Origin of the sequence: Bacteroides sp. D55t1_190419_B8, assembly GCF_015558905.1 — a bacterium.
Taxonomy (GTDB): Bacteria; Bacteroidota; Bacteroidia; order Bacteroidales; family Bacteroidaceae; genus Bacteroides; species Bacteroides vicugnae.
The window spans coordinates 20,502-44,710 of the sequence record NZ_JADMOU010000040.1; the positions used below are offsets into that span (position 1 = coordinate 20,502).

At 43.3% G+C, this 24,209-nt stretch carries 16 protein-coding genes; 9 read left to right on the forward strand and 7 right to left on the reverse strand.

The features are described 5' to 3' along the window. Positions 1-97 precede the first annotated feature (97 nt). The gene (locus tag I2I13_RS22260; RefSeq protein WP_195650544.1) at positions 98-2,842 is read left to right on the forward strand and encodes a SusC/RagA family TonB-linked outer membrane protein; all 2,745 of its coding nucleotides are present in this window, start codon (positions 98-100) and stop codon (positions 2,840-2,842) included. A gap of 11 nt (positions 2,843-2,853) precedes the next feature. Beyond that, entirely contained in the window at positions 2,854-4,572 is a 1,719-nt protein-coding gene (locus I2I13_RS22265; protein WP_272225280.1) for a RagB/SusD family nutrient uptake outer membrane protein, read from the forward strand. Positions 4,573-4,658: 86 nt separating this feature from the next. Here I2I13_RS22265 and I2I13_RS22270 read toward each other — a convergent pair whose 3' ends face one another. The 3 genes from I2I13_RS22270 to I2I13_RS22280 all read right to left on the reverse strand — a co-directional run bounded on the left by I2I13_RS22270 (position 4,659) and on the right by I2I13_RS22280 (position 8,005). Then, positions 4,659-5,798 (reverse strand): DNA alkylation repair protein, encoded by a 1,140-nt coding sequence (locus I2I13_RS22270; protein WP_008999257.1) that lies wholly within the window; start codon positions 5,796-5,798, stop codon positions 4,659-4,661. A gap of 331 nt (positions 5,799-6,129) precedes the next feature. After that, a complete protein-coding gene (dnaJ, locus tag I2I13_RS22275; RefSeq protein WP_195650546.1) occupies positions 6,130-7,317 on the reverse strand; it encodes a molecular chaperone DnaJ in 1,188 nt (395 codons plus the stop codon). 106 nt (positions 7,318-7,423) lie between these two features. Continuing rightward, positions 7,424-8,005, reverse strand: a complete 582-nt coding sequence (locus I2I13_RS22280; protein ID WP_148367944.1) for a nucleotide exchange factor GrpE — start codon at positions 8,003-8,005, stop codon at positions 7,424-7,426. Positions 8,006-8,270: 265 nt separating this feature from the next. Here I2I13_RS22280 and I2I13_RS22285 point away from each other — a divergent pair, with 265 nt between their 5' ends. Then, positions 8,271-9,890: an ABC-F family ATP-binding cassette domain-containing protein gene (locus tag I2I13_RS22285; protein WP_195650547.1), complete on the forward strand. Its 1,620-nt coding sequence runs from the start codon at positions 8,271-8,273 to the stop codon at positions 9,888-9,890. Positions 9,891-9,997: 107 nt separating this feature from the next. Next, positions 9,998-10,555, forward strand: a complete 558-nt coding sequence (locus tag I2I13_RS22290) for a YdeI family protein (RefSeq protein WP_195650548.1) — start codon at positions 9,998-10,000, stop codon at positions 10,553-10,555. A 69-nt stretch (positions 10,556-10,624) separates the two neighbouring features. Here the strand turns inward: I2I13_RS22290 and I2I13_RS22295 are convergent, their stop codons facing one another. The 4 genes from I2I13_RS22295 to I2I13_RS22310 all read right to left on the reverse strand — a co-directional run bounded on the left by I2I13_RS22295 (position 10,625) and on the right by I2I13_RS22310 (position 15,810). Next, the gene (locus I2I13_RS22295) at positions 10,625-12,376 is read right to left on the reverse strand and encodes an ATP-binding protein (protein ID WP_195650549.1); all 1,752 of its coding nucleotides are present in this window, start codon (positions 12,374-12,376) and stop codon (positions 10,625-10,627) included. Positions 12,377-12,505: 129 nt separating this feature from the next. After that, the gene (locus I2I13_RS22300) at positions 12,506-14,698 is read right to left on the reverse strand and encodes a VapE domain-containing protein (RefSeq protein WP_148367948.1); all 2,193 of its coding nucleotides are present in this window, start codon (positions 14,696-14,698) and stop codon (positions 12,506-12,508) included. A 127-nt stretch (positions 14,699-14,825) separates the two neighbouring features. Beyond that, the gene (locus I2I13_RS22305; protein ID WP_167511925.1) at positions 14,826-15,062 is read right to left on the reverse strand and encodes a hypothetical protein; all 237 of its coding nucleotides are present in this window, start codon (positions 15,060-15,062) and stop codon (positions 14,826-14,828) included. A 502-nt stretch (positions 15,063-15,564) separates the two neighbouring features. Then, a complete protein-coding gene (locus tag I2I13_RS22310) occupies positions 15,565-15,810 on the reverse strand; it encodes a DUF4248 domain-containing protein (RefSeq protein ID WP_148367949.1) in 246 nt (81 codons plus the stop codon). Positions 15,811-16,103: 293 nt separating this feature from the next. Here I2I13_RS22310 and I2I13_RS22315 point away from each other — a divergent pair, with 293 nt between their 5' ends. The 5 genes from I2I13_RS22315 to I2I13_RS22335 all read left to right on the forward strand — a co-directional run. Continuing rightward, entirely contained in the window at positions 16,104-16,619 is a 516-nt protein-coding gene (locus tag I2I13_RS22315) for an HU family DNA-binding protein (RefSeq protein ID WP_167511927.1), read from the forward strand. Positions 16,620-16,669: 50 nt separating this feature from the next. Further along, positions 16,670-17,149: an N-acetylmuramoyl-L-alanine amidase gene (locus I2I13_RS22320; RefSeq protein ID WP_167511928.1), complete on the forward strand. Its 480-nt coding sequence runs from the start codon at positions 16,670-16,672 to the stop codon at positions 17,147-17,149. 113 nt (positions 17,150-17,262) lie between these two features. Beyond that, positions 17,263-17,364 (forward strand): smalltalk protein, encoded by a 102-nt coding sequence (locus I2I13_RS22325; protein ID WP_167511929.1) that lies wholly within the window; start codon positions 17,263-17,265, stop codon positions 17,362-17,364. Between the two features lie 104 nt (positions 17,365-17,468). Continuing rightward, positions 17,469-20,489, forward strand: a complete 3,021-nt coding sequence (locus I2I13_RS22330; protein WP_195650550.1) for a hypothetical protein — start codon at positions 17,469-17,471, stop codon at positions 20,487-20,489. Positions 20,490-20,499: 10 nt separating this feature from the next. Further along, positions 20,500-24,209, forward strand: a 3,710-nt coding sequence (locus I2I13_RS22335) for a DUF6443 domain-containing protein (protein WP_195650551.1), incomplete at its 3' end; no start/stop codon positions are given.

Below are 24,209 nucleotides of genomic sequence, written 5' to 3' on the forward strand. Positions count from 1 at the left end.
CATTGTCAATATCATTTATGAATAAAAGAGGGAATCTACTCAACCAGATTCCCTCTTTTATTGTTATATTTGTATTATTACCTTAAAAACTAAGAATATGGTACAACACGCTAGACTCATTTTCTACAGCCTTCTTCTTCTGGTAATCCCGTGCGAGAGCACCTTGGCGCAGAAGATTCCCGTCACGCCCATAGACTCATTGATAACAGTTGGATATGCCACCGGAAGTTTGAAAAACCTCTCCGGTTCCGTAGAGAAGATTACGGAGACACAGATGAATAAAGACCAGATAACGAACCCTTTGGAAGCAATCCGCGGACGTGTGCCGGGTTTGACCATCCAACGCGGATCAAACGGTCCGGCAGCCTTGGATGCGGTACGCCTGCGGGGAACCACCTCACTGACCAGTGGCAACGACCCTTTGATAATTGTTGACGGAGTATTTGGCGACTTGAGTATGCTCACCTCCATTTACCCTACGGATATTGAGAGCTTCACCATTCTGAAAGACGCTTCCGAAACCGCACAATACGGTTCACGAGGAGCTTCCGGTGTGATTGAGGTCACCACCAAAAAAGGAATGAGCGGCAGGACACAGGTAGCCTACAACGGTAGCTTCGGAGTTTCCACCGTCTACAAGAATCTGAAAATGCTGTCCGGCGATGAATTCCGTCGTGTGGCTTCGGAGCGTGGCATTTCCATTCTGGACAAAGGAAATAACACCGATTTTCAGAAAGAGATTGAACAGACAGGACTGCAACAAAACCATCACGTCGCCTTTTATGGTGGTTCCAGTGAATCCAGCTATCGTGTTTCCCTCGGTTTCATGGACCGTCAGGGAGTGATTCTGAATGAAGACATGAAAAACTTCACTTCGAATATGAACATGAATCAGCAGATGTTCGACGGCTTCCTGAACTGCGAGCTGGGAATGTTCGGTTCCATTCAGAAGAATCATAATCTGGTGGATTATCAGAAAACGTTCTATTCGGCAGCCACATTCAATCCCACCTATCCCAACCATAAAGACCCCGTCACCAATTCCTGGGACGGAATAACGACCGCCAGCCAAATCACCAATCCATTGGCATGGATGGAAGTGCAGGATGATGATGCCACTTCGCACATCAGCACGCACGCCCGTCTGACTTTCAATCTGCTGGAAGGACTGAAACTAAACCTCTTCGGCGCCTATACCTATAATATCGTGGAAAATTCGCAATACCTCCCCACCTCCGTCTGGGCGAACGGTCAGGCTTACAAAGGAACCAAAAAGCGAGAATCCTTGTTGGGCAACATGATGCTGACCTATAAGAAAAACTGGAAAAAACATTTCTTTGACGTGCTGGCACTTGCCGAACTTCAAAAAGAAACCTACACGGGATATTATACGACAGTAAGCAATTTCAGCACCGACAAATTCGGGTATAATAATCTTCAGGCAGGTGCACTCCGTTTGTGGGAAGGCACTAATTCATACTACGACCAACCCCGTCTGGCATCCTTCATGGGACGTTTCAACTATACATACGCCGACCGCTACATATTGACGCTGAACGCCCGTACAGATGCTTCCTCCAAATTCGGAGCGAACCATAAATGGGGATTTTTCCCCTCCGCATCTGCCGCATGGGTGATTAGTGAAGAAGAATTTATGAAGCAGTTGCCGATGGTGGACAATCTGAAATTCCGTATCGGCTACGGTCTGGCAGGTAATCAGAGCGGGATTGACTCATACACTACATTGAACCTTGTAAAGCCGAACGGTGTAGTCCCCGTCGGAAACTCCGCCGTCGTATCTTTAGGAGACTTACGGAACACAAATCCCGACCTGAAATGGGAAGTGAAACATACCTTTAATACCGGTATCGACGTAGCTCTTTTCGGCAACCGCCTGCTGCTTTCCGCCAACTATTACAACTCCCGAACCACAGACATGCTTTACCTTTACAACGTAAGCGTACCGCCTTTCACCTATAACACCTTGCTTGCCAACATCGGTTCCATGCGCAACTGGGGTACGGAAATCGCCATCGGCATCACCCCTTTGAAGACGAAGGATATGGAACTGAATATCAATGCCAATATCACTTTCCAGCGCAACAAACTGCTCTCATTAAGCGGTATGTACAACGGCGAAATGCTTTCTGCCCCCGAATATAAAAGTCTTGCCAGCCTCGACGGAGCCGGCTTTCACGGAGGATACAACCACATCGTATATCAGATGGTGGGTCAACCGTTGGGCGTGTTCTATCTTCCCCACAGTACGGGACTCGAATCCGATGGAAACGGTGGATACACCTATGGCATCGCCGACCTGAATGGCGGAGGTGTCAGCCTTGAAGATGGTGAAGACCGCTACGTGGCAGGACAAGCCGTACCTAAAACGATTCTTGGCTCCAACATCAGTTTCCGCTACAAGCGTTTCGACCTGTCTTTGCAGATTAACGGAGCTTTCGGACATAAAATCTACAACGGAACCTCCCTGACCTATATGAACATGAATATATTTCCCGACTATAACGTAATGAAGAAAGCCCCGAAACAGAACATCAAGGATCAAACCGCCACCGACTATTGGTTGGAAAAGGGAGATTATGTCAACTTCGACTATGTGACGCTGGGTTGGAACGTGCCGATTGAGAAAGTGCAGAAACTGAAGAAATATGTCCGTTCCCTGCGTCTGGCATTTACAGTCAACAACCTGGCAACCATTTCCGGTTATTCGGGACTTTCACCCATGATTAACAGTTCCACGGTGAACTCCACTTTAGGCGTGGATGATAAACGGGGATATCCGTTGGCGCGGACGTACACATTGGGATTGAGTATTAACTTTTAATGGAGGAGGAGATGATGAAACAATATATGAAAAATAAAAGTCGTTTTTTGCAGAAAGAAGAACAGCTTTCAAGGATAGCGGAACTGTTTTCAAAGAAGATCTTACGTCCTTCGGAAGTGTTGGTATTCCTTCTTATAGCGTGTCTGGGCTTATTCTCATGTGATAAGTTCTTGGAGGAAAATCCGAAAGATAAGTTACCCGAAGATGACGTTTACAATACGATCTCGGAAGTATATCTCAATGCAGTAGCTTCGCTTTATACATACGTAGGCGGTTATAGTGATAGTCAGGGATTGCAGGGAACGGGTAGGGGAGTCTACGACCTGAACACCTTTACTTCCGACGAAGCCATTATCCCCACCCGTGGAGGTGACTGGTATGACGGTGGTTTTTGGCAAGGACTTTACCTGCACGATTGGGGAATAGAGAATGATGCCATTCAGGCTACATGGGAATATCTCTATAAAGTCGTCATGTTAAGTAACAAATCACTGGAGCGGATAGACAAATTCGCCGAAACTCATTCCGCTACGGAACTACCGGCATACCGTGCTGAAGTACGTGCCATGCGGGCTATGTATTATTATTATCTGATGGATTTGTTCGGACGCATCCCGCTAGTTCAATCCTCTTCCGTAGCAATGAAAGATGTAGTGCAAAGTGAACGGAAAACGGTCTTTGACTTTGTTGTCAAGGAATTGCAAGAGGCGGCTCCTTTGTTGAGCGATGCACATAGCAACCAGTCCGGCCCTTACTATGGTCGTATCACTCGCCCCGTGGTAAGTTTCTTACTGGCCAAACTGGCTTTGAACTCCGAAGTTTATACAGACAATGATTGGACGGACGGACAACGTCCGGATGGAAAAAATATAAAGTTCATTGTGAACGGCAGCGAACTCAATGCTTGGGAAACAGTCATCTACTACTGTGACCAACTCAAGACTATGGGCTACAAACTGGAACCGGAATACGAAACGAATTTCTCCATATTCAACGAACCGTCTGTAGAGAATGTCTTCACTATCCCGATGAACAAAACTCTGTACACCAACCAGATGCAATATCTCTTCCGTTCCCGCCACTATAATCACGCCAAGGCTTACGGACTAAGCGGTGAGAACGGTCCCAGCGCCACCATTGAAGCCCTCGAAACTTTCGGTTATGAAACCGCGGAACAAGATCCCCGTTTTGATATTTGCTATTTTGCAGGAATTGTCCACGACCTGAAAGGAAACATAATCAAACTGGATAATGGAACGGTACTGGAATATCTGCCCTGGAAAGTATCTCTGGATATAACAGATACCCCATACGAACAAACCGCAGGAGCCCGCATGAAAAAGTATGAAGTCGACCCGACTGCCACAAAAGACGGTAAGTTGATGGAGAATGACATTGTATTGTTCCGCTATGCAGACGCTTTATTGATGAAAAGTGAAGCGAAAGTCCGGAACGGAGCAAACGGAGATGAAGAACTCAATGAAGTTCGTAGCCGTGTCAACGCTTCTCCCCGCACTGCCACTTTAGAGAATATCCTTGCCGAACGTCAGCTGGAACTGGCTTGGGAAGGATGGAGACGACAGGACTTAGTCCGCTTCGGGAAGTTTACAAGAGCTTACAGCAGCCGCCCGCAACTGCCGGATGAAGCAAGTGGATATACAACTGTATTCCCTATACCGGAGAAAATACGGGTGATGAATGAGAGGTTGAAACAGAATCCGGGGTATTAGGAAGAAGATAGTAGTAATCAAAATAAAAAATCCTCGATTTTCATCCGGAGAATCGAGGATTTATATTATTTGTTGCAGCAATCGAATTACTCAATCAAATCGAAATCATATTTTTCAAATTCACTCCCATTGATTATTATAGCAATTTGATGAAGCCCGAGATGGAATTTTCTCGTCGTAACCACACGGAAAGAGTGCTTTCGCGTTATTCGTGTGGTAGAATTTCCGGTATATTCTTTTTCACTGATTTTATGAACTTTCTTCGTCAGCGTTCCATTTGCTTTTTGGTAATAAATACCATATTCAAGCCGTATTTTGATCGTCTTATTGCTATGATTCAACAAGTTAAAACCAAACTCCAACGAATCCCCGACTTTAACCTTAGGACTTGAAATCTGAAAATCCTCCACGCTAATATTATTTCTGATAGAATCAAAGCCAAACAACTCCATCACCTCCGGAATCCCTTGCTTTAAGAGCGTCCGGCAACCGTGTTTTATAATCCAGTCTACCTCTTTCGACTCACCTTTCCATTTCTTTGCCAAATCAATGACTATTTCCGGATTATCTTTTGCAATATCATTCAAATTATTGGCAACACTCAACCGTACAAATCTTGCCGGATCATTTTTAAGATTCTCCAAAATAGGAATAATAGGTGTCGGATCTTTTTTCAGATTCGGCAAAGCCATCGCCCAAGGCAAACGCGGACGGCAACCTTCTGACGCAAGCCGCCTTACTCCCCAATGCTCGTGTTTCGACCAAACCAACATCTGCTTCATCATTTCATCCGGATATTTTATAATAAAAGGATGAGTCACAAACTCGCAACTTGTGAACTGCGTGATTTTCTCTATCGCTTTGACAGACGTTTCATAATCATCCAACCCATATTGCTCGACATAATTATCCAGAATCGCCCCATACTCCAGCATCAATCCAAACTTCGTATCGTCTATCACCGAAAAATCAGGCCGCGTACTTTTTACATGATCCAACAACTCAAGAATCTTAGCGATTGCCTCTTTGTAGTCTGCCGGCAAAAACTTTTTCAGAATGGTAGTGATATGTATGCAGCGCTGTTTAAGTTCCCTGCCTTCCCATTCATCATCCATAACTTGAGAAACAAACCCGTGAGCATCAAAATCATCGATAACAAGTTTCAAATCTTTCGTAAATAGATCGAAAAATTGCTCGTTATACATATTCTTAAAAGGTTCTGCCATACTTGAAGTCTATATTTAGTATCTATTTATTTGCTACACAAATATATGCCCTTTTTTTAAAAAGACAATTCTTTATCGACTTATTTAACCGAACAGAGTGAAAAAGGAAGGATAAGCCCAAAAACAGAAGTGAGCTACAAATAAAGATTGCAGCTCACTTTTATATGTTAAGTACTTGTCACTAATAAATTTCTATCTTTTTTAGGCACGGATTTCACGGATTAACGCGGTTGTTTTTCAGTAATGACAACACTAAAAACCGTGAAATCCGTGTAATCCGTGCCTAAATTACTATATAAACTAATTATGTACCCATACTCATAGCAAAAAATTAGTCGAAGAAACTCTTGAACTTCTTGAAAATCTTCTCCTTCACCGACGTGTTAGGTTTGAAATTGTCCGAAGCCTCCATCTTTTCGAGCGTGCTCTTTTCCTCTTTATTGAGCGCTTCCGGCACATAGATACTGATATTGACGAGCAAATCCCCCGTTCCGTACCCGTTCACATTCGGCAATCCCTTGCCGCGCAAACGAAGTACTTTACCCGGTTGAGTACCCGAATCAATCTTCACTTTCACTTTGCCGTCGATAGTCGGAATTTCCACGGCTCCACCCAGAGCTGCAGTCGGGAAACTAAGCAACAGATTATAAATCAAATCATTCTCGTCGCGAATCAAGTCCTGATGCGGTTCTTCCTCTACGAGAATCAGCAAGTCGCCTGCCACACCGTTGTGTTTGCCGGCATTTCCTTTGCCACCCATAGAGAGCTGCATACCCTCTGCCACTCCGGCAGGGATTTTCACCGACACCACTTCTTCACCGTAAATGATTCCGTCGCCACCACACTTCTTACATTTGTTCTTGATAATCTTACCCTCACCGCCACAAGTGGAACAAGTGACGCGAGTCTGCATAGTGCCCAGAATAGTCTGCTGGTTACGGATCACCGAGCCGCTACCCTTACAAGTAGGACAAGTTTCCGAACCGCCATCACCTTCGGCCCCCGTGCCATGACACTGGTCACACGGCACATATTTTTTGAGTTTAAACTTCTTTTCTACTCCGGTAGAGATTTCCTTCAACGTCAGCTTCACTTTCACACGAAGGTCACTGCCGCGATACCGCCGTTGCTGTGAACCGCCACCGCCACCAAATCCGCTGAAACCTCCGAAGCCTCCCCCGAAACCGCCGCCGCGGCCACCGAAGATGTCGCCAAACATAGAGAAAATGTCATCCATCGACATCCCCTCGCCACCGAAACCACCGAACGGACCGCCATTACCTGCCGCACCGCTCACTCCCGCATGACCGAACTGATCGTAACGCGAACGCTTTTCCGGGTTACTCAACACATCGTAAGCCTCGGCCGCCTCCTTAAATTTCTCTTCAGCCTCCTTATCCCCCGGATTCTTGTCAGGGTGATACTGGATTGCTTTCTTACGGTACGCTTTCTTAATTTCCTCTACTGTGGCTGTCTTCGTCACCTCCAATACTTCGTAATAATCTCTTTTTTCTGCCATGCTTCTTTTAAAATTATGAATGATGAATTACGAATTACGGGTTATGGATGATGAATTATTGCGGGAAGTCCCTCGTTTTTCATCATTCATAATCCGTAATCAATCCTTATTCCCCTACTACCACTTTGGCGTGGCGGAGCACTTTGTCGTTCAGTGTATATCCCGTTTGCACACAATCCAGAATCTTACCTTTCTGTGCTTCCGACGGTGCGGGGATTACCGCGATGGCTTCATGGTAATCAGTATCCAACGGTTGGTCTTTCGTCTCGATGACTTTCACGCCATTTTGAGCCAAGACAGCTATAAATTTATTGTAAATCAATTCTACCCCTTCCTTTACGGCATTGACATCCGTTGCCGTTTCCATCGTCTTGATGGCACGTTCGAAGTCGTCCACTACCGGAAGAATACTGCCAAGGCTCTTCTCGCCACCGTTCAGGATCAGTTCGGCCTTCTCCTTTAAAGTGCGTTTACGATAATTGTCGAACTCGGCAGACAGGCGCAGATATTTATCCTTTTGCTCTTCAATCTCTTCTTGAGCTTTTTCCAGTTCCTTTTCCAACTCCTCTTCATGAGTCAGCGGAGCAGACTCCTCCGTTTGTTCGTTTTGCGGTTGGTCTTCCGCAGGATTTTGAGTTTCCTCCACATTCAGTTCCTCTTCCTTCACTTTTTTTTCTTTCGGATCCATCTTGGTATTTACTATTTTATTATTTACTATTTAGAAACACACGTTATCTATGCAAGATACCGCTTATAAACATACCGGACTGACCGGATGTCACAGATTTTGTCTGCAAAAACTTTGCCAAGTTGGCCGTTTTGCCAAAAAACGCAGCAAAGGTAACACTTTTATGTCAGATTGGCACATATCAGATAGCTCATAATTCATTTTAAATGTCTACCTTTGCACGCTCAAATAGTAAATAGTAACTAGTAAAATAGTAAATAATAAGATGATTACAGTTTCGAACGTATCGGTTCAGTTTGGTAAAAGAGTGTTATTTAATGACGTAAACCTGAAGTTTACGAGTGGTAATTGTTATGGTATTATCGGTGCGAACGGTGCGGGAAAATCTACGTTTCTTCGTACGATTTACGGAGATCTGGACCCGACAACAGGTACGATTGCGCTCGGACCGGGCGAACGTCTTTCGGTGTTGAGCCAGGACCACTTCAAGTGGGACTCATATACCGTCATGGATACCGTCATGATGGGTCATACCGTGTTGTGGGACATCATGAAGCAACGCGAAGAATTGTATGCAAAAGAAGATTTCACAGACGAAGACGGACTGAAAGTGTCCGAATTGGAAGAAAAATTTGCCGAGTTGGACGGATGGAATGCGGAAAGCGACGCAGCCATGCTGTTGAGCGGACTGGGCGTGAAAGAAGATAAGCATTACATATTGATGGGTGAATTGAGTGGTAAGGAAAAAGTGCGTGTCATGCTGGCGCAAGCATTGTACGGAAATCCGGACAACCTCTTGCTCGATGAGCCTACCAATGACTTGGATATGGAAACAGTGACTTGGTTGGAAGAATATCTTGCCAACTTCGAGCATACCGTATTGGTGGTAAGCCACGACCGTCACTTCCTCGACTCTGTATGTACGCACACCGTAGACATCGACTACGGAAAAATCAATATGTTTGCCGGTAACTATAGTTTCTGGTACGAATCCAGCCAGTTGGCTCTCCGTCAGCAACAGAACCAGAAGGCGAAGGCTGAAGAGAAGAAGAAAGAGCTCGAAGAATTTATCCGCCGTTTCAGCGCGAACGTAGCGAAGAGCAAGCAGACAACGAGCCGTAAGAAGATGTTGGAGAAACTGAATGTAGAAGAAATCAAACCTTCTTCACGTAAGTATCCGGGCATCATCTTCACTCCCGAACGCGAGCCGGGCAACCAGATTCTGGAAGTGTCCGGATTGAGCAAGAAGACGGAAGAAGGCGTAGTGCTCTTCAACGATGTGAACTTCAATGTAGAGAAAGGTGACAAGGTGGTATTCCTGTCACGCAATCCGCGCGCGATGACTGCTTTCTTCGAAATTATCAACGGAAACATGAAACCGGATGCAGGGACCTTCAACTGGGGGGTAACCATCACCACTGCTTACCTGCCGCTGGATAACACCGACTTCTTCAATTCCGACCTGAATCTGGTAGACTGGTTGAGCCAGTTTGGAGAAGGCAACGAGGTATATATGAAAGGCTTCCTCGGCCGTATGCTTTTCTCCGGCGAAGAGGTGCTGAAGAAAGTAAGCGTACTCTCCGGAGGTGAAAAGATGCGTTGTATGATTGCCCGTATGCAGCTGCGCAATGCCAACTGCCTCATTCTGGACACTCCGACCAACCATCTGGACTTGGAATCTATTCAGGCATTCAACAACAACCTGAAGACGTACAGGGGAAATATCCTCTTCTCGTCTCATGACCACGAATTTATCCAGACCGTTGCCAACCGCATCATCGAACTGACACCGAACGGTATCATCGACAAGATGATGGAATATGACGAATATATCACTTCCGACCATATTAAGGAATTGCGGGCGAAGATGTACGGAGACAAATAAGTGACCGGACGAATAAAGGTCCCTGACTCCCATACATGAAGTCTGATGAATAACCTATTTTTACAGCAACCTATTCTCAACAATGGGTTGCTGTTCTTTTTAGCACTATGGAAATAAAATATTTTGAAAATAGAGGAGATTGGCGAAAATGGCTGGCGGAAAACTTTGAAACCGCCAGTGACGTTTGGTTTGTATTCCCCTCCAAATCTTCGGGCGAAAAAAGTGTTACATACAACGACGCCGTCGAAGAAGCCCTTTGTTTCGGATGGATCGACAGCACTATAAAGGCGCTCGACAAAGAACATAAAATCCAGCATTTCACGCCCAGAAACCCTAAAAGTTCCTATTCGCAAGCCAACAAAGAGAGACTGAAATGGTTGCTGGAACATCAAATGATTCACCCTGATTGGGAAGATAATATACGAAAAGTATTGTCAGCTCCTTTCGTTTTTCCGAATGATATCATCGGAAAACTGAAAGAGGATAAAACAGTATGGGAGAATTACCTCCAATTTTCCGATGCGTATAGGCGCATCCGAATTGCGTACATTGAAGCCGCAAGGAAACGGCCGGAAGAATTTGAAAAGCGATTGAACAACTTCATCCACAAAACGAAGGAAAATAAAATGATAAAAGGATTTGGGGGAATCGAAAAATACTACTAGGTATGCTTTTCTATATCCAATTATATTTATTAATAAGACTCACCCGCACATTTCATGCGACAAATAACCCTATAACACCTCTTCCATCAGCACCAATTCCCAGCTGCGCCACACGATCGTAATCAGTTTCAGTTTCCCTTTCTCACGAGCTTCCGCCACGCATTCGTCCTTGCTATAGCGAATCAGCTGTTCCCGCGCATTATCGGCAAGCGTCCTTATTTCCTTTTCCGGTGCATCGGCTTTCGCATACTTCACTTCCAGCAGATAAGTGTAGGGTGGAGATACGGGTACCACCGGACTGGGTTTAAAGAAGAAATCGGCAAAACCCTTGTTCATTTCATATTCCGGATACAGTTGATAATAGCGGAACATACTTAGATAGGCTAGGAGGAATCCTTTGATATGAGCTTCCCCTTCTATATATTCCCGAATGCGGCTCTGCTCCCGAATGGCCTCTGCTACAAATTCGAACAACGGTTTCCATTCTCCCTTGAAAGACATATTCTCAAACAGTGTAAGCAACCGGTTCACGTCGAGCTTGAAGATATCATGACGGGCATATCCTTGAATCAGGAAATTGAATAGCTGTTCGCGAACCACCAGATTGGGAACGTGCAGGACAGGACGCCCCATCATATCGACCCCTTTAATAGAAAGCAGTCCGAAATAGAACAGCAAAGATTTAAAGTTGCTCACGTCCGTCATTTCCAGTGCGGAGAAATGAGTGACGATATCGGTTATTATTTCTCCCTTTTCCGCAACCTCCTTGATGACGGAGAAGTTATCTCCCAGTCCGTGGTCAAGACGGACGAGGTAGGCAAGCTTATTAAAGTCGGTACGGATATTCGGATCTACAATCTCGTCCGGTTTAACTCCGTGCAATATCAATGACTTCATGCAGTAGAGCACCATGTCCGAGTTGAACATGCAATCCGCTAATTTACTTTTGCTGAAGCAATAATTGTCATAGTTGGGTTTCATCATTGCCACCGCATCATCTATTGACATGGAAAGAGCGCCTTGCTCCTTATAATACGCCAGCATCTCGCGCAGTTCCTTCTCGCTGAAACCTACAAGGTCGTTAAACCAGGGATCGGTTGTGATATTCGTGCCGATGTTGAATCCGCTTGTCACGTCGTCCATCGTTACCGGACTTACTCCCGTGATAAACAGACGATTGAGGGCAGAACCCATTCCCGTCGTGGCGGCTTTGATTACATTGAAGAATCTCCGGATATATCCCTCGCCATGCGTCGCTTTCCGATATAAGTCCGTGCCGTAAGTCGAGAGAATGGTATTCGTGAAATTATCGTATTCATCAATCAGGAGATAAATTTTGATGTCTCCCTTGAGAGTGGCATACGAATTGATAGCGGATAGCAATGCTCCCGGTTCTTCAAGCGTCTCTGCATTCAGCACATCCCAGATTTCCTTTCCCAATAGATGTTCGTACTTTTGCAGAAAATGTCTAAGCTTCCCGCAACAATGCAGCCGGAAAGATTCCTCCACCTCATTGATATTCGAACTCACCTCCGAGAAATTGAATCTCATGATGAGAAACTGGTTATGTATCGGTGTAGGATGTTGCCCGATATACAGCTGGCCGAACAATTCGTCGAACTGGTCAGCGTAACGAACGTCATAATAAGCTTCCAGCATTGCCAGCGTGAGGCTTTTTCCAAAGCGTCGGGGACGGATCAGAAACAGATAACGGGGTTGCTTCTCTATTTTTTCAATAAACATGGTTTTATCTACATAATAGAAATTATCTTTGATGATGGCTCCGAAATCCGTCAATCCGTATGGTATTTGTTTCATCATATTGCGATTCCTTTCTTTAATTCATATCGTAGCAAATATACGGAAAACGGATGAATGTGACATCGTTAATGCCATTAATTTATCCGTTTATCCGTTATTTTATGGAAAAACTGCTGCTTGGCAGATTGATTATAACTCTAATCCTTTTTGAACCGGAACTTGCGGTCGTATTGAATTTTCTGTACGTTCCTGGGGTGTATACTCCACCACCCAATATTCTGTGACATTGTTGGAGGTCTTCCGTGAGTGGAAATGGTTGTTCTCCAGTACCGTGACCAGCATTTGTTTCATCTGTGCGTTGGCCTGTGTGCGCCCGTTCACGCTTAATACCGACAGCAGGTAGGAGGCAGGATACCATTTCGCCTGTATATCGTTCGGCCTGGCAGCCCGGAAATAGAAGAAAAGATTCTCTTCCATCGGATCTTTTTGGCGGAACGCCTCGTTGCGGTTGTTGAGAAACGTAATCTCTTGGTTCTCATACCAATATTGGAATCCCTGCCGGTAGAGTGCGTATGCTTGTGCATATATCCCCTGATGGTTGACAGGCGTGTGATAGTCTATTTTCAGAAGCGTATTGAACAGGATACGCCTGTTTTCACCAATGTCCGGCAGGCAGTGCGGGTTGTTGGTGCTGGCGATGAACGAGGCGCGGCGGGTGAACGTATAATTCTGGATGTCGTAAACCTTCCGTTCGTTCATCACATCTTGCGTGATGAGACTTTTCAACTCCTGCATCCGTGCGGGAGAGAGCGTGTCAAACTCATCCAGGTTGATGATCAGGCAGGACGACATTTGCAGGAGATGGTCTTTGTTTTCAGGATAAATCATGCCGTTGCGATAATAATCCTTGAGTTCCGGCGGGAGGAGACGGCGGATAAAGGTACTCTTGCCTTTTCCCTGTGCGCCGTGGAGTAACATCAACTGGTGGTTTTGCACTTCGTCATTGATGGCGCATGCCACCATTCCCACCAGCCAGCGGCGGAAACTGTCTTCAAAAAAAGCCTGATCTGCCGCTTTTACTGTTTTTGTCAGTTGCCCGATGTGGTCTGTTTTCCCGTCCCATGCCTCGAGTGAGGTGAAATAATGGACAAATGGGTTGAATGGCTTGGCATAGTCCGAGTCTACCAGCGCTTTCAAATTAGCTTGTGAGACGTATATCTTCTTCATCTGCGCGTTGATATAGAATGTGTTGACATCCTTTACGCGAAGTGTGCTGAAAGGCGGCAGCTCTGTGGGGGGAACACCGGGTATTAGTTTCCGGAACTCGATTTGCTCTTTCACTACGTTTCTCCTGATTTCGTAGTGTTCATCCATAAATTTGATTACCTGGCAGATTCTCGGTGTTTTCTCTTCTTCTTCCGCACAGTCAGTCTTTGAGGTATATTGGTAAGCATTGTGCAGGGGGAGTTCGAGGTCGAAATCGGGGAGTTCGCCGAAATGGCTGTGTGCCAGACTGACGGCTTCCTCTTCCGTGATATGCCGACGGTAACACTGGTTGCCCAGACAATAGAAGAAATTGTCCCGGTTGCCTGTCTCCAGACGTTCTTTGCGTTGGGTGTATTCCAGCGCTTTCCGGAAGTCGAGTTGCACTTGCAGGTCGATGGGCGACGCGTTCTCCTGCACGGGAAGGAGGGGAGATCGTTTTGCCGGATTTTTGCGTTTCTTGTTTTTGCACTCTTCCTCGGTGGGCAGTGTCACTTTTACGGTCAGCGGCTTTACGTTTTCCAGTCGTTCGGGAGCGAAGAAAGCGTCCGGATCATGCGACACGAAGAATCCGCGTCCCGGATCGCTTCCGCTTGTATCTACTTTGGTATTGAGCAGTGTTTCGTATTTGCTGCTTGCCAGGGCGTACATTCGGTGGTGATATCGTTCGAGGGTAGGGAAGTCGACGGTTCCCAGCGCGTTCAGTTCGGCACGTAAGGCTTCCGCCTCTTTGCCGGTGAGGTAGACGAAGATTTTCAACCCGTGCATGCGGGGACTGATGAAGCTTCCTAATGTGTCGGGGCAATCGTTCGCCAGTTGGCGGAATTCCGGGAGCTTTTCTGCCGGCATATCGTCACAGTCTACCGTGATGATGTCCTGATACTTGTCCAGGCTGTAAGCCAGTCTTTCCTTTACGTAAGTGGCTGTGATGGTGTGGTAGGGCAGTTGCTTCTTCATGCGGTCTGCTTTCGCCGTGTCTCCTGCCTCCATTGCTTCCCGAAGTCTCCGGATTCTGTCCCGATAGACATCTCCCCGGATAAATTCGAACAGTTGCCGGATGCTGATATTTCCTGATACGAGTGATAATCCTCTGTATGTGGTTATTACGATATTTTCCATTTGATTTGTTGATATGAATTTAAGTCGTGTCAATATTAACACACTGCAAAGGACGGCTTTTCCTGTAGATAAAAAAAACTGCTTTTGGTACTCAAAAAGCAGTTTTTTAACAGTCGGCTCTTAAATGTTAATCGTCAAAAAGCGTTCTTTTTAGTCTTTGTATCTCATAGTCAATCTCTTCTACGCTTAATGATTCGTCCGAATCATCATATTTCTTGAAATTAACAGTCATAAACAACAATTGTGCAAAGAATTTGGGACCTTTAGTGTTAAAAGGAGAATCGTGATCATAGCAGAGATGGACAAAGGGAAGGAGATACTTCTTGCGTTCGCGCGGACTTACATCTATCCTGTTGTTATACAAATTATTGACGGTGTCAAGCGTTTGTGTGATAAACTGGGATACTTGGGGAAATTCTCCTTTTTCGAGCGTTATAGCCTGCTTGTTCTGGTAAACGAAGCCTTCGGAAAAAATGTCTTTTTTCTCATAATTTTAAGTGTTATTTCAATGTTGTTAAAAAATGTTGTTTTAAAAAGACGCAAAGGTACATTTTATTTTGTTCCTATCATTTACTTATGTTGTTTATTCTCTTTATAGATTTTATTTGATGGAAAAAGCGTGTATTTGAGGGTGAACCCCTCACCCTCAAATACACGCTTTTTTCTATCTAAAAGAATATTCTCCCGCGCCTGCGCACGTGGACATTATTATATAAAGAAAACTCATATGGCCTGTTTATCCTCAAGATGCTGTGTGTTGCACAGAATCCCTTATAGCCGCTTTCATTTTCATTATAGCTAATCTCGATTTCATTATAGCTAATTTCATTTTCATTATAGCTAATCAGCACTTGCCATAAAGAGATTCATGGCTCATCGAGATACTTCACAATGAGCCGTACCTGCCTTGCGCTGTAAGCGTGGTCGTTTTTTCCTTCACCGCCACTATACATTGCGTCATATAGTTCATTGTTATTTCTGATCCACTCCCTCATTTTCCGCATGGCATACACCAACGGTACATAAGGATTATATAAATGCGCCAGCTCCGATTTCAAATACGGACGTATGACAAACGGCTCTTCCGCCGCCTCTTCAGTTTCAGCTTTCATATCTTCGGGGAATTATGTTTATAGTATTCCAAATATACAAAAAATCCATAGGAACTCCAAATGTATAAGTAAAATAAAATCACTCTGAATGAAAGTAAATACATTCTAAATGAAAGTAAGACGAAGTAAGCCAATCGGAGACAAAGTACGTCATTCCATTCCCCTGTAATACACTACCTTTGAGGTATCGAAAGAAAAGAAACAGAGCTCGTTCCTCTCTTCCGATACCATTGCGCTAACCGCAATCTGTAACATTTATTTTTTAATTTTTAATTCTCAATTTTTAATTTATCATGGCAATACCATTTAAAAGAATGGGTCGTAAAGATCCGAGAGAGGTTGATGGGGTGGTGAAGTATCACCCACAACTTGTGACGCAGGGACAGAGTGTAGACCTGGATAAACTCGCTTACACGATGAAAGAGAAAAGTTCCTTGTCGCTGGGCGATATCCAGAGTGTGCTAACCAATCTTGTTGAAGCGATGCGTGCAGCGTTGTTCGACGGTAAGTCCGTCAATATCCGCGACTTCGGTGTATTCAGTCTTTCCGCTACCACACTGGGGGCGGATACGAAAGAAGAGTGTACGATGAAGAACATCAGGAGCGTGAATATCAATTTCCGTCCTTCCAGCAGCGTCCGTCCTAATCTGACATCTACCCGTGCCGGTGAGAAAATCGAGTTCCTTGACCTCGATGCACCTAAGAAAAAGAAAACCGAAGGTGGAGATTCCGGTGAAGAAGGTGGAGGAGGAGACTCCGGTGGAGGTAGTGGTGATGGCGGTGGTGAAGCTCCGGATCCGGCAGCTTGAGCCATAGAGCGTAGATAATGCTTACAACTGATAAGAAAAACAGTGGCACTATGATGAGAAAGATTGATTTGATCGTGATTCACTGTTCCGCCACCCGTGCCGACCGTTCGCTCACCCCGGATGATCTGGAAACGCAACACCGTCGGCGTGGATTTAACGGAACAGGATATCACTACTACATCCGCAAAGACGGAACGGTGCACATCACCCGACCGATTGAACGTATCGGTGCGCACGTGAAAGGATTCAACGCTTGTTCGATAGGCATCTGCTATGAAGGTGGGCTGGACTGTCATGGTCGTCCGGCGGACACGCGGACACCGGAACAACGGGCAACACTTCATTTGCTTGTACATCAATTGCTTGAGACTTTCCCCGGTAGCCGGGTGTGCGGTCACCGGGATTTAAGTCCCGACCGCAACGGAAACGGGGAAATAGAACCGGAAGAATGGATCAAAGCGTGTCCGTGTTTTGAGGTGAAAGCGGAAGGTTTCACCACAGAGGACACAGAGGACACGGAGGAAAATTAGTATAAAAAAACAAACCACCGCAGCGTATACGGAGAAGGGAAATAAATATTCCTCTGTGCCCTCTGTGTCCTCTGTGGTCAACTAAAGAGCGTGGAAAGGAGGTGTGTAAAGTTATGGCAGTCAAAAGATCCCTTTGGGATACTATTTTGAAGGTAGTCATCGCGGTGGCTTCGGCAGTAGCAGGCGTATTTGGTGCGAATGCGATGAATCTGTAGTCTACAGGAAGTTAGTTCATTTGAAGAGAGGGTGTATAAGTTTTCTATCTTTTTCACCCTCTCTCTATTTTTTTTACTAATCATGAAATAAATCAGAAAAAGAAATGGAAAAGAAAAATTTTATAAAACAAATGTTGTGCTTTACCCTGTTGTTGGGCATAGGTACACATATACATGCACAAAGCGATTCGGGATTTATTCCGACAGATTTTCAAGGGTACTACTTTTCTCCTCAAAATCTGGGATTCGCCACACCACAGACAGCTGAATTTGTGCAATATGGCAACACAAATGTGAACTATTATAATGGTTTGCTTGATCTGGATATCCCGTTGTTCGATTACAAGGATACGGCTTTTGAGCTGGATATGTCTATCAAGTATATTTCCGATGGTTTCAAGCCGGGCAGACGTCCATCGATGGTTGGCAATAATTGGATATTGAATGTGGGTGGATCGATAACACGAAATGTAATGGGGGAGCCTGATGATATTCGTCAGGAACAGAAGAGTGGACTGTTGGCCGCCATCCGTGATGGGCAGTTCAAGCAGTATAGCAAAGAGGATTTGCTCAATTTGAATATTCCCCATGCTACGAAAAATCGTCCTTATCCGGAAACTGAATACGACATGGCTCCCGATATCTTCGATTTTAATTTCGGGCGGCATAAAGGACGTTTTATTATCGACAATAACGGAAATGCTAAATGTATATCAGGAGGCGGATATAAGATTGACTTGAGTGAAATGACCGTTCAGGATTATAGCACGACGAATGCTCCTAAATCCTCTGTCATCAAGATCACGACACCGGATGGCTATCTCTACTATTTTGGGGGAGACGTCTCATGTTTAGAATACAGCATACCCAATAATCCCAGTAAATTAAGAAGCAGACCTGTGCAGATTACTTCCTGGTATTTAACCTCTATCCGGGATGAGACAAAAAATCATCGTATCACCTTCTCATACCAGAGTCGTCTGCAAAAGAATAAGTATCATCTTTTTATTAACTCTTATGTGAGTGGAATTCGATGGATACATTATAAGCCTGATAGTAAAGGATATACTAAACCTTCAGAATCATCGAGTGTAAACGATATAAATACTGACCATTTTTTGATGGAAGATAAAGTGTATGCTCCTATTCTGAAAACAATTAATACCGATGATGTGAAAATAAACTTTATTACTGAAACTTTTCCTGTCAATTTTTTCGGAGATTCGGATGGAAATGATTTGATCTATCTCTCAAGCATAACAATGACCAAAGAACCGGAGGTTATAAAATCATGCAAATTTGATTATCAGATATCGGGACGGTATTTCTTTCTGAAAAACGTGACCTTGTATGATCAAAGTGAAAATCCTGCTATTTACTCTTTTGATTATAATATGAGCAATGATCTGCCGGATCCACTGACTACAAGTATTGACCATTGGGGATTTTGGAATGGTGGCTATGAAAATATAGATAATGTTGATACGTTTCTCAATGACGGTCATTTTGAAGAGAGAAAGGCTGTCAATACAAATGTTGCAAGTTGTACGATGTTGCAAAGGATAACTTATCCAACGAAAGGGGAAGAGGCGATTGATTATGAATATAACCGTTTTAGATATTACCAGACTAAAAGAACGGACTCTTTTGCGTGGGATTCTAATACGGCGGCTTATGATACTCCTTTAAGTGGAGTACGTGTTAAGAATCTGACATTGCATGATCCTGTAACTGGAAAGAATAGGCAACGTTCGTTTAGTTATCTTGATCCTACGACAGGAATAGAAAGTGGAAGAATCAATGAATTGCCGCGCTATCATATGCCCCAAGAAAGTATGCAGTATGTTTATGATTCTTTTGATCATACAGAAATAAAAAATCTGCATGCTTACTCAGTCAGTAGCAACTGCATCGGGCGACTAAGTAATATATCCGAATATCTGATAGGTTATAGTGATGTTACAGAGACTTTTGATGATGGAAGTTTTTGCCACTACCACTTTTCTTCATTAGCTGATGTTCCTGATAATGTGGAACTTTTTGGATGCCCTGTCAGAACGTATGGAAATATGACTAATAGAAGTTTCGGCTATTACCAGATATTAGACAAAGCTTTGAACTATGCCCCCAACGACCTTTCTGCTTTCAGAGGGAAACTGCTGTTTAAAAAGACTTATGACAATCGCTATCATAAAGTGGCAGAGGAAGAGTATCATTATAACGTAGAAAATAAAACTACCGATTATGAAGTTTCGATAAATACCAATACCGGAGCTTTTCTGGCGAGTAAAATATTTACTGTCCCCTGTCTGCTGATTCAGGAAAAACTGACGGATGAGAATGAAGTGGAAATTCTTCATAATTATGAATATAATGCCAAAGGATTTGTCACAGAAAAAGAGACTGTCAATAGTAATGGGGATCATGTGTATTTGAAGTATGTACGTCCGGGAGAATCGTTCAATCTTCCATCTAATATATATTGGGACAGTTTAATTAGTTCGAATAGAATAGAGGAACCGATAGGCATCATAAAGTATTTGAAGAAACCACAGGATGAGAAACGGAGAATGGTAGATTTTATTTACGCTATTTATGAACCGACAAATAATGCAGGTATTCAGAAAAGAGTTCTTCGTGGTGCTAACTTTGCAAAAACATTACCTGAAGATATAGATCTGACAGATTATTCAAACAGTATGAACCGTTTTATTGAAGCTTATGATAACTATGATAAATATGGGAATGTTGTAACCTTAAGGGGGCTTTATGATAATACCACAATTTATCTATGGTCGTATCACGGTAAATATCCGATAGCTGAAATAAAAGGAAGTACTTATGATAAGGTTAAATCTGCTTTAGGAGGAAAACCGGAACTTCTTTCAGAAGAGAGTGAACCTAATATGAAGAAAATGGAGCAATTGCGTACACTTCTACCTCATGCCCAGATTACGATCTCTGCTTATAAGCAACAGGTAGGGCTGAAATATATTTCGGAACCCAGTGGAAGAATCTCTTTCTTCCGATTTGATGATCAAGGACGCCTGAAACAGAGATTCAGGAGGGGAGACAAGGGAGCACTCCAGTTGATGGAATACAATAAATATCATTATTCTAAATAAGAAATCAATCATGAAAAAGCAGTTAATATTCTTCTTTTTTTTGTTCTGCACACTAATGGCGGTAAACGGTCATAGCGCTCCGCAGTTTAGTGATAAAAGAGTACATTTTGCAGATATTTATAAAGAGCCGAAAGTCGCCCATTTTAGTGATGTTCCTCGTTATATTTTCTATGAAGGCGAACTTCATAATTACGTTATCTATACTTTTACCATACAGAATCGCTCTACTTTGCTCATGGCCAATATGATGGGAACTGATACGGATTATACCGTTTTGCGCCTTTTTTATAGACCATTTAATTCTACTACTGGTAGATTCGGAAATAAATCAGTTAGTGATGATAGTCATAGAGCAAAAGATGTACTTCGTGATCAGGATAAATTTAATTTAAATTTTGACGAAGATCTCACACAAGTACATCTCCACTCTCCCGTATTGTATGACGTTTTAGACCCAGGCGAATATGAGCTCTATAGTATTGCGTCAAATAATGAAAAAAATCCTACCAAAAGACTTGAAACCAATATCTATTTGTCCCCAGTGGGAGTTAATCAATATACTTCTGTTGATATAGGACATTTTACAAGAAACTTTTCTCAAAATATAAGATCCGGGATTTTTAGCAGCGGAGATGTATATCATACATTTAGTTTGGATAGTTTAAATATGATAAGTGTAGCTCCTCAAGAAAATGTGGGAATGAAACCTGTTATTGAATTGGAAGACGAACATGGTTATGCATTTGCAAGCAGTGAAGAATATCCGTTGAATGAGGATTCCTTACCACAAATAAAGGATGCCAGATGTGGAATAGGTAAGCATTATATTCATGTTTATTATCCGGATTCTATATATAGAAAAGTCAAATTAAATGTAAGTGGAGTCGTAGATTATACGGGAATTGATTGGAAATGTCCTTTTGAGGCTGGTAATTATTCGGATAGTTTATATTATGAAAATTCTTATTATTCCCCAACATTCGCTTTTCCTAATTCTTACGATCCTATTGTATATCATCGTTTTGCCATAAAAGATGAAATGGATATATCTATTATATCGGAGGATTATCTGAATAGTATTGTTTTGTACGATTCAACCCATCGCATGCTTCGAAAAGTCAAGAGAGAAGACCCTTTCACTATCCTTGATGCTTTTAATCTGTCGCCGGGAACTTACTTTTTTACAACGGAAGGAGGGTTCAATACTATACATATAAAGGTGAAAGGTCAGAAAACTATTGGAAAATGGTCTGATACGAAAAACTATATATCAACGATTAAAGCGACTACCAATACTCCTTTTTCTTCGGATCTGCAAAGTCCATTGCATGCCACCCATGAAATAAATTACCTTGACCCGTTTGGCAGGACAGAACAGACAATACAATATGGTGTGACTCCTGCGTTCAACAGTCTGGTGAGTAGAAAGGAGTATGACAGGATGTGTCGTGATAGCTGTTCATGGCTTCCGGCAGTTTGTCCCGGTTCGAGGAATTATGTTTCATCATCCGATTTCAGAAAGCATATCCTTGAATTGTATAATGATGAGTACGCTTGTGGAAAATCTTTTTATGACGGTTCGCCCCTGAACCGATTGACCGAGAAATATAATCCGGGAAAGGACTGGCATACTACGGGGCATAGTGAAAAAGTTTCTTATCAGACGAATTCGGGAGCATCACAGGTTCGATTATTTGAGGTGAGCGGAGAAAAAGATAATCCTGTTCTGTCTCAAAAAGGATTTTATGCAACCGGAGAATTGGTAGTGGAAGAAAAGAAAGATGAAGCAGGGCTTCCTACGCTTACTTATACGAATAAATTGGAACAAACCATTTTGTCACGTACCATCAGTGGTGCGGACACGCTCGATACTTATCAGGTATATGATGATTTCGGGAATCTGGTTTTTGTTCTTCCACCGATGGCGGTCAGTAGTTTACATACTCTCGGACAGAAAGATGCGTTAGACCTTTATGCTTATCAATATCGCTATGATGAGCTCAATCATTATAAAGGTAAGAAACTTCCCGGTGCGGAATGGATAGATATGTATTTCAGTAAGGACGGAAAGTTATTAAGAGTTCGAGATGGGGAGATGCGCAAGAGGAATGAATGGAAATGTACTTTTTATGATAAGTTGAGAAGAGAAGTGGTGACAGGCATTTATAAAGGTCAGATGCCATACAACATCTCTGAATCGGTTGAATTTGCTCCGGATAGGCTAAACAACCATTATGGTTATCTCTTTAGTAGTTATTTAAAGATGGATAGCCTGGATATTCAAAAGGTGATATATTATGATACCTATCAATATAAAAAGGCTAACTCCCGCTTCACTGCGGCAATGGATTATATAGATAGCGATGATTACGGGCATCGATATGGAGACGACTCTGAACCGCTTCACTGCAAGAATTTGCAGACCGGAATGATGATACGGGTTATCGGTACAGATCAAATGCTTTGCACCACTACCTATTATGATTATTATCAACGTCCGGTGCAAGTGCGCAGTACTGATATAAATGGCAAGGTGCATGTTCAGAGCATGGCGTATGATTTCTGCGACCATGTCATAGCATCCAGTGATAAAGTGGAGAATATATCGCTTGTTCAACACAAGACTTATGACCATGCCGGGCGACTGTTGACAGAAGCTCGTTTGGTTAATGATTTGGCATCTGATACTCTGACGTATAATTACGATGAATTGGGGCGTATCGCCAGTTTCAAAAGAGGGAATGGAGCCCATTCACTGACTTTGACCAACCGTTATAACTTACGGGGTTGGCTGACTTCTATCGAAAGTCCGTTATTCTCCCAGAAACTATATTATACGGATGGTATCGGCACACCTTGTTATAATGGAAATATCAGTAGTATGAGTTGGAAGACCGGCGTAGACACGGACGTTCGTAACTATTGTTTTGAATATGATCTGTTATCCCGGCTAAAAAATGCCACTTACGGTGAGGGAGAAAAGCTCTCTCTGAATGCCAACCGCTTTAATGAGCAAATAACGGGTTACGACAAAAATGGTAATATCCTGGGGTTGAAACGATACGGACAGACTTCTGCCAATGGTTACGGATTAGTAGATGATCTGGCCATCACCTTGAATGGCAATCAACTGAAAAGGGTTGATGATTCTGTTTCGGGTTCCGCTTTTGGTGATAATTTTGATTTTAAAGACGGAACAAAACAAAGTACGGAGTATTTTTATGATGCTAATGGCAATTTATTGAAAGATTTGGATAAAAAGATAGTTGATATTCAATATAATTTCCTAAATTTACCGAACCGTATAGAGTTTGAAGATGGCAGCTCTATTTCTTACCTTTATGATGCAGCAGGCACAAAACTACGTGTTGTACATAGTATCGCAGGAAATACAACTACTACCGATTATTGCGGTAATGTGATCTATGAAAATGGGACTCCTAAGACTTTATTGACAGATGCCGGATTTGTATCTTTGAATGATAATAAGTATCATTATTGCTTACAGGATCATCTGGGTAACAATCGGGTCGTTGCAGATCAAGCCGGAGCAGTGGAAGAAGTGAATCATTATTATCCGTTTGGCGGTACGTTTGCTTCAACTTCATCCGTTCAACCCTACAAATATAACGGGAAAGAGCTGGATAGAAAAGGCGGACTGGATTGGTATGATTATGGAGCGCGAATGTATGATGCGGCATTGGGAAGATGGCATGTGGT